The organism is Leifsonia shinshuensis (assembly GCF_022606355.1).
Classification (GTDB): Bacteria; Actinomycetota; Actinomycetes; order Actinomycetales; family Microbacteriaceae; genus Leifsonia; species Leifsonia shinshuensis_B.
This window is the reverse complement of sequence record NZ_JAHHZQ010000001.1, coordinates 696,576-709,997: the sequence shown is the minus strand read 5'-3', so window position 1 is coordinate 709,997 and position 13,422 is coordinate 696,576. Positions and strand designations below refer to the sequence as shown.

Below are 13,422 nucleotides of genomic sequence, written 5' to 3'. Positions count from 1 at the left end.
CGAGTCCCATAATCCACTGTTAAGCGCGCGGGGGAAACTATATGAGCACAGTCGGTCAGGTCGAACGCAAGACGCAGGATCGCGTTGTCAGGCTGTTCACGGAGGAACTCGAGTATGAGTACCTCGGGAACTGGCACGACGGGAACCGCACCGGCGGCATAGAGACCGACCTGCTGACGCAGAACCTTCGGGCCCGCGGTTACGAGGACGGACTGATCACTCGCGCCATCGAACAGCTCGAGAAGGCTGCGGCAGTCGGGGTTGGACACAACCTTTACGAGGCGAACCGCGACGTATACCAGTTGTTGCGGTACGGCGTGAAAGTGCGGGCGGCAGCTGGTGAGCAGACCCAGACTGTCTGGCTCATCGACTGGCGGATGCCCACGGCAAACCACTTCGCACTAGCCGAAGAGGTCACGGTCTTCGGACACCACAACAAGCGCCCCGACGTCGTGCTCTACGTCAATGGCCTGGCACTCGGCGTGATCGAGCTCAAGCGCTCGAAGGTCGCGGTGACCGAGGGAATTCGACAGTCGATCGGGAACCAAAGCAAGGACTTCATCCGTCCGTTCTTCTCCACGGTGCAGTACCTCTTCGCCGGCAACGATGCCGAGGGGCTCCGCTACGGCGTCATCGATACGCCCGAGAAGTACTGGCTCGAATGGAAGGAGGAAGCGTCTGTCGACGCCCTGCTCGACCGAGCGCTGCCGCAGATGTGCTCGAAGGACCGCTTCCTTGAGTTGATCCACGATTTCATCGTCTTCGACAAGGGTGTCAAGAAGGGACCGCGTCACAACCAGTACTTCGGCATCAAGGCCGCCCAGGAACGCATCGTCAAGCGCGAAGGCGGCATCATCTGGCACACTCAGGGATCGGGCAAGAGCCTGACGATGGTCTGGCTGGCCAAGTGGATCCGCGAGAATCAACGCGACGCCCGCGTGCTGCTCATTACGGATCGAACCGAGCTCGACGAGCAGATCGAGAAGGTCTTCAAGGGCGTCAACGAGGACCTCTACCGCACCAAGAGCGGCGCCGACTTGATCGCCACTCTCAACTCGTCCGAAGAGTGGCTCATCGGCTCCCTGGTTCACAAGTTCCGCGGAACTGACGAGACGGACGGGGACACCGACGACTTCATCGCCGAGCTCAAGGCGGCGGTGCCGACCGACTTCAAGGCTAAAGGCAACATCTTTGTCTTCGTCGACGAAGCTCACCGCACGCAGTCCGGAAGAATGCATCGCGCGATGAAGCAGTTGTTGCCCGAGGCGATGTTCATCGGCTTCACCGGAACGCCGCTCCTCAAGGCCGACAAGGCTACGAGCATCGAGACCTTCGGGTCCTTCATCCACACCTACAAGTTCAACGAAGCCGTCGCCGACGGCGTGGTGCTCGACCTCCGCTACGAGGCGCGTGACATCGACCAGGATCTAACCTCCCCGGCCCACGTCGACAAGTGGTTCGAGGCCAAGACCAAAGGCATGACCGATCTTTCCCGCGCCGAGCTCAAGAAGCGTTGGGGGACCATGCAAAAGGTCGTCTCCAGCAAGTCTCGAGCTGAACAAATCGTTGCCGACATCCTCATCGACATGGAGACAAAGCCGCGGCTCATGGACCGCCGCGGGAACGCGATGTTGGTCGGCTCGAGCATCTACCAGGCCTGCAAGTTCTATGACCTCTTCGCGAACGCCGGCTTCAGAGGTAAGTGCGCCATCGTCACCAGCTACCAGCCAAACGCTAGCGATATCTCGAAGGAAGACGCTGGCGCGGGGAAGACCGAGAAGCTAGCCCAATACGACATCTATCGGCGTATGTTGGCTGATTACTTCGATACGTCTGAAGACGAGGCCATGGCTCGGGTCGAGGAGTTCGAGCAGGCAGTCAAGAAGCAGTTCATCGAGGAGCCCGGCCAGATGCGTCTGCTCATCGTGGTCGACAAGCTGCTCACCGGCTTCGATGCGCCGAGCGCAACCTACCTCTACATCGACAAGAAGATGCAAGACCATGGCCTCTTTCAGGCGATCTGCCGCGTCAACCGCCTAGACGGCGACGATAAGGACTACGGCTACATCATCGACTACCGCGACCTTTTCAACTCGCTCGAAAGCGCCATCAACGACTACACGTCCGGCGCCCTCGAAGGTTATGAGAAGCAGGACATCGAGGGGCTGCTGACGGATCGCATCGACAAGGCACGCGACGATCTTGACGATGCCCTGGAGCGGATCCGTGCGCTCTGCGAGCCGGTTTTACCGCCCAAAGAGACCGATCAGTACCGGGCGTACTTCGTTTCCAAGGAGACCGGTGACGTTGAACAGATAAAAGCGAACGAGCCGAAGCGGGTCGAACTGTACAAGGCCGTTGCAGCTGTCACGCGTGCATTCGCGAACATCGCAAACGACATGGCCGGCGCCGGCTACAGCCCGGCCGACGTCGAGAACATCAAGCGCGAGATCGCCCATTACAGCGACGTGCGAGCTGAGGTGAAGCTCGCGGCGGGGGAGGACATCGACTTCAAGGCGTACGAAGCCGACATGCGCTTCCTACTCGACACCTACATCAAGGCGGGCGCCTCGGAGGTGGTGTCGAACTTTGAAGACGCGGGACTCATCGACCTCATCGTGAACCTTGGCGCAGGGGCGATCGACAAGCTGCCGCCCGGCATTCGCAAGAGCAAAGATGCCGTCGCTGAAACCATCATCAACAACATGCGCAAGGTCATTATCGACGAACATGCGCTGAACCCGAAGTTCTACGACCGCATGAGCGAGTTGCTCGACGCCATTCTCGAGGAGCGGCGAAAGCAGGCCCTCGAGTATGAGGAGTTCCTGGCGAAGGTCCTCGAGGCCGCCCAGCAGCTCGGTGCCAAGGACACCGGGAAGACCTATCCTTCGTGGGCAAAAAACGGCGGCCAGCAGTCCCTTATCGACACGCTGGACGGCGATGCGGATCTCGCCTTCGCGGTGGACTCAGCGGTTCGCAACAACAAGCAACACGGCTGGAAGGAGAATCCCTTCAAGCGCCGGCAGGTTGAGCGCGCCATCGCGCGAGCGCTGCCGAATAGCGATGCACGCGCTGAGGCGTTGTTCAATCTCGTGAGGGCTCGCGATGAGTACAACTAGTGCTTATCTCACTGTTCGAGGGCTCGACATCGACATCGTCAGGAAAGACATCAAGCATTTGCATGTCGGCGTCTATCCACCAGCGGGCCGCGTTCGAGTCGCTGCGCCCTTGGGTGTGGACGACGAGCAGATCCGATTGGCAGTGATTCAGCGACTCAGTTGGATTCGCCGGCAACGCAAGGAACTCCAAACTGCTGCGCGACAGTCGCTTCGTGAGATGGTGACGGGGGAGTCGCACTATGCCTGGGGTGTTCGGAAACGCCTGAAAGTAGTCGAGCGACCCGGGCGCGCGCACGTCGAGATCGACGGAGATCGGCTCGCACTGTATGTGGCGACCGAAGCATCAACGGATCAACGTCGCGGATACCTAGAACAGTGGTATCGCGAGCAACTTCGATCCGCCGTCCCCGAGCTGATTGGCAAGTGGGAGCAGCGGCTCGGGGTTACGGTGCCGAGATGGACAATCCGAAAGATGAAGACTAAGTGGGGATCCTGCAATCGTGAGACCCGCGCGGTCTGGTTCAACGTAGAGCTAGCGAAGAAGCACCCTGATTGCCTTGAGTACATCGTCGTGCACGAGCTAACTCACTACTTCGAAGGCAATCACGGGGCGCGCTTCACCGCACTAATGGATCGCAATCTCCCGGACTGGCGCATGCGCCGCGACCAACTGAATGGGGCGCCGCTTGCACAGGAAGATTGGACAACGTGAGGCACGTGACGCCCAGCTCGACCGCGATCTTGGCGGCCGCGGAAAAGAGTCTCCGATGCCGCACGCGCGGTCGCGGATCGGCGGCGGTACGCCGATGAAGGCGCAGCATCCCGCGGTAAGCGCCGTCCTCAACGAACCGGCGGATCTCCCCTTCTCGGATCGCGACCGCAGCTCAATCGGTCTTGAGCAAACCACTAGCCCCAGCCTTGCTCGTGCGTTGGCAATCGGATGTCTTAGCGGCTTGAACCCGGAGATGACTCGCGTCGATATCTGGGACCCCGCGGCTGGCTCGGGCTATGCGGGAGAGATGCTCGTACGCGCCCTAGATTCCACAGGAATCCGAGTCCGATATCGAGGCCAAGACATCAACGACGGAGCAGTCGCTGCTTCCCGTAGACGCTTCGAGCGATTCGCCGATGCCGAGATAGCGCAAGCGGACACGCTGGCCGATGACCCATTCTCGGACTTCCGCGCTGACTTGGTGATCGTCGACTCACCCTGGGGACTTGATTGGCGCGGGTCGGTCTCGGCCGTGCAAGCACGCGCTCAACGAGGCGAATTCCTTTTCGGGCTTCCGCAGGGCAACGACAGCACCTGGCTGTTCATCTCGCTCGCCCTTGAGAAGCTGCGTCCCGCGGCTGAGGGGGGGGAGGACGGGTCGCCGCGCTCGTTGCGCCAAGCGCGCTGAGCTCTGGTGGTGCCACGGCACTCGTTCGGCGCGCAATTGTTGACGCTGGGATGCTTGAGTCGGTCACCCGTCTCCCCGAGGGCCTGGCACCGAACACTGCGATTCCGCTCTACCTTCTGACGTTCGCCAACCGTTCGAGCCATTCCGAACCCATGGCGAAGGTCGCAGACCTTCGGGCGCAGTTCACTAGCACGCGTCGGACAAGATCGATCACCACCGCGGCGCTTGAAGAACTGGAGTCGGGACTGCGCACCGGAAGGCCAGGTCCGCGCAACCGCAGCATCTCGACGAGGCGATTTGTGCGCAGGGACGTGCGACTCGCCAAGACGACCAATGAAGGACATCTGCTTTCGTGGAGGCTGACAACCTTCGATGACACCCCTGTCGATGCGAAGTTCCTCGAGACGCGCTACGGAGCCGGTAATGGCGTTCAGGTCGACGGCGTGCCTAGAGAGACGATTGATCTCGATCCCAGCCCCTACTTCGATGACGAATCGGGCGGTCTCCTGAAGGATCTGGCGGCTAAGGGCTGGGCGGCGCAACGGTTGAGCAATCTCTTGGCGGCCGAGCCTCTGAATTTGAGCGGCAGCAGCGATGAGGAAAGGGCGGCTGATCTGTTCGTACCCACCGGAAGCAGTGGCGCCGTGTCGACCGGGTCTCCGGGCGCCGCATCGGGAGGCAGACTCCTAGCGATCCGGCTCGATGGGGAGCCCATCCACACAGGCTTCCTCGCGGCGTGGCTCAACTCCGAGCAGGGCTACGCAAGCCGGCGGTGGGCTATCGATGCGGGCAGCACGGGAGCGCACGTCCGTGCCGTCCGATCGGATCCTGCCTCATTGATGCGGTGGGCAGATGAGCTGATCGTCCCGATTCCCCCGCGGGATGTTCAGGAGACCATCGCGGCAGCGGATGACCGACTTGCGTCCTTCCAGGCGGAACTGAGCACGCGCCGCGCGCATATTTGGGCTTTCCCTGACGAGGCCGACGCGGTGGTGGGCCGAGTGGCTGGCGCTTTCGACGAATCGCTCAGCTCGTGGTTAGAGCAGTTGCCTTACCCAATCGCTACCGCATTGTGGGCCGCTGAGACGGCTTCTTCGCTTACCGACAAGCAGCTTGCGTATTTGCACGCATGCGAGGCCCTGTTGGCCTTCCACTCGACTGTCCTTCTTTCGGCCTGCCGGAACCTCGCCGGCAGCGGAGCCGAGGTTCAGGCAGCCATCCGTCGAACTCTTGATGAGCATGGCCTGGGGATCGAGCGAGCCACTCTCGGCACGTGGATAGTCATCGCAGAAAAGACATCGAGCTTCCTTCGCCACGCACTTGAATCCCAAGACCGAGATGAAATCGCTCGGGTTAGGCAAGCTTTTGGGGATCTAGGACAGAGCGGGGTTGCGCGACTCGTTTCAAAACGTGTCATAAAGAAGTTCAACGAGTTGAGCACGAAACGGAACCGGTGGCACGGTCACTCTGGCTTCACATCTGACGAAGTGAGGCAGCGTCAGATCGATGAACTAGTTGCGGATCTGTTGGAGGTCCGACAGATACTCGGCGACGTCTGGACGGAGTTGACTCTCGTTCGAGCGGGAAGCGTCGATCGCGGCCGGGACGGATATGTGCAATCCGTAGAGGTGGCGCTTGGGTCGAAGTCGCCCTTCCGAAAGACCTCACTCAAAGTCGGCGATCCCATGGTTAGCGGCGATCTGTACCTCGCTAGAGACGGCTCAGAGTCTCCGCTGCCACTATTGCATTTCGTGCAGCTTCGGTCAGCTCCGCGCGATGCTCAGTACACCACTTACTTCTACAACCGGACCGAAGGATCTAACGTCCGGCTGATCAGCTATCAATTCGGTTCCGAGAGTGAATTGCAGGACGCCGTCGCAACCTTGCGGGATGACTTCGGAGAGCTTATCGTCCGGTGAGCTATCAAGTCCACGCTCAGGGGAGTTGACAAATCGCGTCCTCCCTCAACACTCGACTCACACTCTTCTCGCAGACGCGTCGGTTTGATCGACTCAAGCACTCGCCTGCCCGCGCATCCACATGCCATGGCCCAAGGCACGACCGTCCCGCGGATGATCGTTGGCACGTCTGTCCACCAGCGAACAATCATTCATCGACTGCCTATCCGGACGACCTTTTGGCGGCCAGCCATGCGTCCGGTAGGCAGCTTCGCCAGCTCCCGATGAAGTGATACGGGGCTCAATTGCTCGCCTTATGGTTCGAGACGGCGGGGACTGCGGGTCCAACGGAGCCCAAACGGCATGATAAGAGGTAGCACAACCCACGGAAGGTGACGATGGCTCCACAAGAGATTCAAGAATTCATGTGGGGCTTCCAGCCCCATTTCCGAATTGAAGCGAGGCACTTCGTGAACGACGCCCTACTTCGTATCGGCCTGCCCGCGGCGCCCGAGGTGATCCTGGTGGGATTCCGGGAGTCAGGGCAGGGACCGAACCCGATCTGCGTTGAGCCGGAGCGTGGGAACTACCCATCTAAGTTGCTCGTTGGCGCGATGGACGCTGCTGACGAAGCGTTCGAGGAACGCCCGGACCGAAACATGATCACATCCGACGCGCGCCTACACGAACGCCGCACCCGTGCAAGCCTTGAAAACGCACGTCGCAGGGCGATCGAGTCGGCCCTTGAGCGGTCTCCACACGGCAGGGACCGCTACTTCTTCGCCGGCCGGCCTGCACGTGTAGCCGAATATCGCGTCTAGCCGGTGGTCACGGTACTCAGGCCCCGATGGGACGAGGCGCCGGCCCTGCTCGCGGAGATCTCGCCCACTGTCCCCGTCCTCGGAACTCGCGGCTACCCTCAGTCGCTTCAGCATGCTGTTGTCAGCGAGGCGCTGCGCGAGATGACGCTGGCACTGTCGCTGTCCGCCGAACCGGAAGGTCTTCGAACCTGGACTTCCGAACTAGCCCCAGAAACGGTGCGGATGGCGGCGAACCAGTTCGTCCGTGGCATCGTGACTGGCTACGGCAATGAGTACGGCGGCGACCTCTTCAGTGCGATGAACGCGGTGTCCGCGCAGCCCTACGAAGGACGCACCGGAGTCGGGACGCTCCTACTCGGCAAACGGCGGGGCGGACTCTTCGATATGGACATCGACTTCAAGACCGGAATTCGCCTGTCCGAAACCCGCGCTCTTCGAAAGGCGCTGGAAATGACCGGCGCCAACCTCGCACTTCTTACAGACGGCGAGAACGCTACCGGGCTCGGACAGCTGCGGGACAGGGACGCGACAGACGGAGTTTTCGAGGTGACGGTGACCGGGCGAGGGCAATGGTCGCTTGGAACGCGAGGCGTCCCACTGATTGCAGTCCACAACGGGGATCCCTCCCTTCCCCGAGACCGCATCAGCAAAGCAACCTTTCTGGATACCGTTAGTCGGGTTTTCAACGGGGCAGGCGACGGCGAAGCGCTCTGGGCATTGACTGACCAAGCCGCCGAACAACAGCACGGGACCATGCTTGTCGTACGTGTTGACGCTGACGACGAAGCTGAACGCCTCGCGCCTCAGGCGCTTGCAATTGCCCCGCGCCGCCTCGACCCTGCGAGCCTCGCGAGCCTCACCGCCATAGACGGGGCGATCCTAGTTGCGCCGGACGCGCAATGCCACGCGGTCGGAGTCATCCTCGACGGGCATGCCGTTGCGGGTGTCGGAGACCCGTCGCGTGGGGCTCGATACAACTCAGCGTTGCGTTACCACCAGGGTGCCCCCGAAGGAACGACGCTCATTGTCATCGTCAGTGAGGACGGGATGATCAACCTCTTGCCAAACCTGCGGAGGCGAGTCAGCCGCGGTGCGGTCGACAGGGCCATTCGCGAACTCGCGGATGCATCCGCCGATCCAGTCGATTTCGAGCGGGCTGCGAACGCGTCCGCGCACGTTCGTTCGCTCTCCTTTTACCTTTCCGAGCGACAGAGTCACGAGGCCAACGAAGCGTTCGAGGCTATTGAACAAGCCAGAGAAGAATCCATACGCCCAGGAGAGACTGGCATCACCCGCGTCGGTTACACCAAGCTGGAAGTCGACCCACAGATGAAAGACGGCTACTTTCTCGACTAGCCCTAGGGTCATGCGAACGACGTAGTGAGGTCGGACGTTCCGCGTCGGCCCCTTCGCTCCCCAATGCAGGTCCGGTGTTCGAAGGCGCGACAAAGCAAGCCGGTGGGTTTCGATCGGGTTCCCGTAGGCGATCTTTTGGGTGCGAATTCCGTCCGGGATCGGGCGGCATATCCTCACGCAATGCCATCATGTGCGTATGGCAAAGAACCCCGGTGAACGCTTATTTGAGCGTTACTTGAGTTCGCTCGGGTATGAACTAATCGCCTACGAGCCCACGCTCGGAACCGTGAAGCGTCCCGACTATCTCATCCGTGCCGCCGGCCACGAGGTCGTGGTGGAGGTGGAATCGTTCGGGTCACCCGCGCCCCCAGCGGGTTCAAGCGCCGATCGCATCGAGCCAATAAGCGACCGCCTTCGGTCCGTAAGGAACCGGATCAGCGCTGGCGCAGCTCAGTTGAAAGGAATTAGCGACCGACCGCTTGTGGTTGTGCTCGCAAACCCCGAAGGCTCGCCTGTCCCGCTCGAGCCGCCGATGGTGATGTCCGCCATGTATGGCGACCTCAATGTCGCTTTCCATCACGGCGGGGGGACGAATATCGAGTTCGGTCGGAACGGGCGCTTGCATGTCGCTGAGAGCAGTGGGTCAAGCCGGGGTAATCACCCATACTTGAGCGCCGTCGCTGTGCTGCGGTTCAACTACGCGGCAGACGCTCATACCGCCGCCCGGATCGAAGCACAGAGCATGGGCTATACCAATCCGCTCGCCATCTTGCGCGAGGCTAACCGTATTCTCCACGAGCGAGGCGAAGCCTACGCAGAATCGATATGCCTCGACGTCTTTGAATCGCTTAGCGAATCGGCCGTTCCATTACCTCCCGAAGTGTTCTCCGGGCCTTATGACACCAGGTGGGGGAAACTGCCTTCGGGCGGCTATGGGCAGCGGAGCTAGCTCTTCTGGACGACCGTATGGAGGCGAAGTCAGCTGGTTGCGGACTGAGCGCCGCAATTTCTAGTTTCTTCACGCCAGGGCAAATTGCGGATGCGCGAACCTGTGCAGTTGCGCGTGGTAAGCGAGAAGGAACCCAGCATTAATGCATGTATGTTCTGAGGAACTCCGCCGCCGAACCCACGCATCGTGGACCACATGGACCGGAAGGCATACCGAAAACCTTCGTTGGCGCGAAGGGCTCGTATATCGTTCGAGCTAGCACGCGAGCGATGCATGGCTGGCGTCACGGACGGGGGAGTTGTTCGTAGCATGAGCACTGTCGGACGGGCTGCCTATGCCTGAGGCGATCGTCGCTTGGCTGCATGATTACAGGGAGCTCACGGGATGGCTCTCAGGAATTGTAATCGGGATCTTGGTGGCGCTTGTGTTTGCTCGTCGTCCCGTGTTGAGGCGCTTTGACACGCGGCACGATATGATGGAGGCGGCGCGTGCGGCGCGCATTTGGACCGTACTGGTGTGCGTCACGTCCGTCCTCGCGTTATTGTCCGCGGCACCATTTGTGCTGTCGTTCTTCCCTATCAGCCCGATCGAAGTCCCGGCATCCGCGGCGACCTCCAGTCCTGCTCGTCCGTCAACGGTTCCCCCCACGCTGCCCAGCGTCACGCCAGTACCTCAGGTCGGAGCTCTCCCGGAGTCCGACGGAACGTGCCCGACGCCACGTGACGCACGAGCACAAGAGCGGGTCACGGTGGAGATCTACTGGTGGTGTACCGCTCCGGCTGTTAACGCGGAGGGAGAGTGGGACTACACGCCGTTCCAACTGAAAATGCGACTGGGCATCACTGCTAACCCGCGAGGCTCAGGCGCCGTCGTTGTCCAGGTGGGTGCGCCGAGTTCGCTACGCTTTCTGATTCCTTATACCAAAGATGTTGAATGGAACCCGCCGCCCAAGACGAAAGCTGGGGGGGGGACAAGCCCTACTGCGTGTATATCGACGGGGTTGCGTATTGGGCTATTCCGCCGAATGTGAACGATGATGCTCAGGTGGGGCCGGGAGGCATGTACAACGTCGCGAGTCACTGGGATCCGGGCGACTGGGGACATCCGGACGGCGTTCTGCGGCCTGGGGACTACCTCGGCGACGCTTCGCATGCCAGCACCTCGGTGCTGCCCGATCAAAGAGGTCGCACATCCACCGATCTGGTATTCACCCTTCCCGCAACCGCCGCCGCTGGTTTCTACGGAGTGGCGCTATTCGACACCGAAACGAGCGCTGATGCCTCCAAGTGGACGTTGCTTGCCACATGCGAACAGGCGAAAGGGTGTCTCAACCAAAATAACCGCATGGAGCCGTCTGCCTTCTAGTTCGTGGATGATCGTCGCAGGCTGGGTCGGCACTTTGAGCTCCGGAGGCCGTCGTGCGCCGCTATGTGAAATACCACAGGCCTGCGGATGCGGTATTCGACCACAGCGTTGCCGCCAAAACAAGCCAACGCAACTCGATGGAGAGCGCGCTAATTCGCCGAATCAAGTCATCAGAACCCCCGCCGGCCCGGCGCCAAAGAACTACGACGTCACGCGGTGGGGTGGAAGTCGATGGCGTTGTTGAGGTCCCGCAGCGCGACGTGAACGTCGAAATTCCGGACGTCTGAGTCAACGTAAGACGTCCATGACGTCGTCGGACTCCGATCGGCTCTGATTGCTTAGCCCTCGGTAGTCGGCACCATTCCGCTCGAGGGCTTTTGTATGTCGGGGAGCCGGACGGTTGAAATAAGCTGTAGCGCTGTTGCGCCGCCTCCGTGTTGGGAGGCTAGGAGTATCGCGTCGCGAAGCTTCTCTACGGTTGCCGCGATGCGGGGGAGGTCGTTCAGATCGACCAGGCGCAACCATTCAATTGTTGCAAACTGAATCGCTTGACGGGCATATATGCTCGCGAGGGGATCGCTCAGCCCAGTCGGCAGTCTGGTCGCCAATAGATCGGCGCCCTGGAGCCTAGCCACATCGTCGAGTGCCTTTGAAGCAATTGGCACATCGGACAGGTCTACCGCCAGGCGCGTATATGACGAGAGTAATGCTTGCCCTTCGCGGAACACCACAGCACGGGCGAGGTCATGCCACGGGGGCGTTGAATCGAACTCAGACGCGGCGTCAATGAAGTTTCGCGCGCTTCGGATCAGATCGCGCGCCAGTCCCGCGGCCGAGATGTGGCTGAGAATGAGGAGTTGTTCTGGGAACCCGACAACGCGAGAGTCAATGATTTGGCGGGAGTCGGTAATGGTGAGGCGGTCGATTTCAAGTATCGCGTCGAAGGTTGAGTCAAAAGCGTCGCGTTCGGCGTGTCCGAGACCGAACGAAGACCTTGCTTCGTCGGAGACCGTCACGAGCACATGCACGCCCGGAAAATGGAGAAGGTCCTTGAGCACGTTGATGGTGCGGACAGCCGCCTCATGCGACGGGAGCTTGTCAAGCTCATCGATCGCGATCACTACTCGTCTTGTACCGCGTAACGTTAGGGCCGCTAGGGAAGTTCGCAGACCCGCCACTATGTCGGAATGAGTGGGAGCTCTCCTAGATCTGGAACGAGTGAACCCGAATTCGGCGACCCCCCATCCCTTTGCTGTTAGTGCTCCTGAACGGGCCACCTCATACTCGAGGTCAGCAACCAGGGTCCTGATACGCGCGGATGGATCCGGTCGGCGCCATGCGGCTGATCGTGCCGAGAAGCCGCTCACTATGACTATCACCCCTGCACCGAGCAGAACCGTCGCCAGCATGAACGGCCACAGCTCCAGAAACCAATCCCAAACAGTTCGTGCGACGGCCGGCAGAACGGCGCCGACAAGGATCAGGAGCCCGCTTAGTGTGACGGCAATTCCTGCCGATATCCGTTGTTTTCTCGATCGCTGTTCAGCTCTTGAAGAGTCGTTCTGCGCACACTCGTCGCGGATTGCGTACGCGACACTACGCAGCAAATCCGTCACCGAGTATTCAACCGGTGCAGGCAGCAGAACAGCTAGCGCTCCTGCAGCGCGCGCTTTTCGTACCACGGCGCTAAGAAGCGTGGACTTTCCAACACCGCGCGGCCCTGATACACCGAGAGCGGACGTTTCGTGGCTCATCACAAACGTCTGCGCATGAGTAATCGAGCGCGAAGCGACGATGGAATCCGGATTCAACTCGACGAGCCTAGGTGCCTCGGTCGGAAATTCCAGCACACCCTCTGAGCTAAGGAGGTTGCGTAAGGCAATCGCGTAAGCATCCGAGATCCCATTACCCAAGATTTGTTCTGCTTCATTCTGTAGGTCAGCCTCAAGCCCCTCGAGTGATGCCTTCGCCTTGCGTATCTCGGCGCGCGAATCGGCATACAGAACAATGCCCAAGATGACAATCAAGAGAGCCAATATTCCAAGGAGGGGAAGAAATCCCCCGATTGTCATTCCGAGCACAGCCAAGATGACGAATGCCAGAATAAGTCCCACCAATATGGAAAGCGTGATGCGCGAGGCTCGCTTCGCTTTCTCAAGCACCTCTAGACGACTGGGCCGCAGCGATTGCTGCTCGCGAGCCCAATCGTCCATGGAAGAGAGAATTTCCCCTCGCAGGCCGTGGACGCTCTCTGCCACCAACTCGTGGTAATGCCTGTACCGCGAGAATTCTTGAGCTTCGCTTTGCTCGGCGAGTATGCGATCGAACGCTTGCCCCAAGCTCCAATCCGGCGTTGAGGGAAACTCCTCATCGTCGAGCCATGTCTCGTTCGCGTCTTCGGGTCGCACGACGCAAGACTATCCGCGCCGACCCGCCCGCAAAACGTGCCTTTGGTTTTTACCGAAGAGCACCTAAAGCCGTATGGGATCGTGAAGTGTCGCGCGGCGACGTCCG

The 13,422-nt window shown here is 60.5% G+C and carries 9 protein-coding genes; 8 read left to right on the top strand and 1 reads right to left on the bottom strand.

Going from position 1 to position 13,422, the window contains the following annotated elements:
* The first annotated feature begins 41 nt into the window (after nt 1–41).
* From KNO15_RS03435 to KNO15_RS03405, 8 genes are all read left to right on the top strand, one after another.
* A complete protein-coding gene (locus KNO15_RS03435; RefSeq protein WP_241702046.1) occupies nt 42–3,119 on the top strand; it encodes a type I restriction endonuclease subunit R in 3,078 nt (1,025 codons plus the stop codon).
* Nucleotides 3,106–3,831, top strand: coding sequence for a M48 family metallopeptidase (locus KNO15_RS03430; RefSeq protein WP_241702045.1), 726 nt, complete (start codon nt 3,106–3,108; stop codon nt 3,829–3,831). Before KNO15_RS03435 ends, KNO15_RS03430 begins: the two co-directional genes overlap by 14 nt.
* Before the next feature lie 55 nt (nt 3,832–3,886).
* Nucleotides 3,887–4,519: an N-6 DNA methylase gene (locus KNO15_RS23040; RefSeq protein WP_278046458.1), complete on the top strand. Its 633-nt coding sequence runs from the start codon at nt 3,887–3,889 to the stop codon at nt 4,517–4,519.
* Nucleotides 4,516–6,438, top strand: coding sequence for an N-6 DNA methylase (locus KNO15_RS03425; protein ID WP_278046485.1), 1,923 nt, complete (start codon nt 4,516–4,518; stop codon nt 6,436–6,438). The genes KNO15_RS23040 and KNO15_RS03425 overlap by 4 nt, the downstream gene beginning before the upstream one ends.
* A 377-nt stretch (nt 6,439–6,815) precedes the next feature.
* Nucleotides 6,816–7,238 (top strand): hypothetical protein, encoded by a 423-nt coding sequence (locus KNO15_RS03420; protein ID WP_241702044.1) that lies wholly within the window; start codon nt 6,816–6,818, stop codon nt 7,236–7,238.
* A gap of 3 nt (nt 7,239–7,241) precedes the next feature.
* Nucleotides 7,242–8,594, top strand: coding sequence for a hypothetical protein (locus tag KNO15_RS03415; RefSeq protein WP_241702043.1), 1,353 nt, complete (start codon nt 7,242–7,244; stop codon nt 8,592–8,594).
* Nucleotides 8,595–8,790: 196 nt separating this feature from the next.
* Nucleotides 8,791–9,543 carry a hypothetical protein gene (locus KNO15_RS03410; protein WP_241702042.1) on the top strand — a complete coding sequence of 251 codons (753 nt, stop codon included), beginning with the start codon at nt 8,791–8,793 and terminating at the stop codon, nt 9,541–9,543.
* A 933-nt stretch (nt 9,544–10,476) separates the two neighbouring features.
* Nucleotides 10,477–10,908, top strand: coding sequence for a hypothetical protein (locus KNO15_RS03405; protein WP_241702041.1), 432 nt, complete (start codon nt 10,477–10,479; stop codon nt 10,906–10,908).
* Between the two features lie 338 nt (nt 10,909–11,246).
* On the opposite strand, the gene KNO15_RS03400 is transcribed toward KNO15_RS03405, so the two are convergent.
* Complete coding sequence (locus KNO15_RS03400; protein ID WP_241702040.1) at nt 11,247–13,316, bottom strand: AAA family ATPase; 2,070 nt, start codon at nt 13,314–13,316, stop codon at nt 11,247–11,249.
* Nucleotides 13,317–13,422 lie beyond the last annotated feature (106 nt).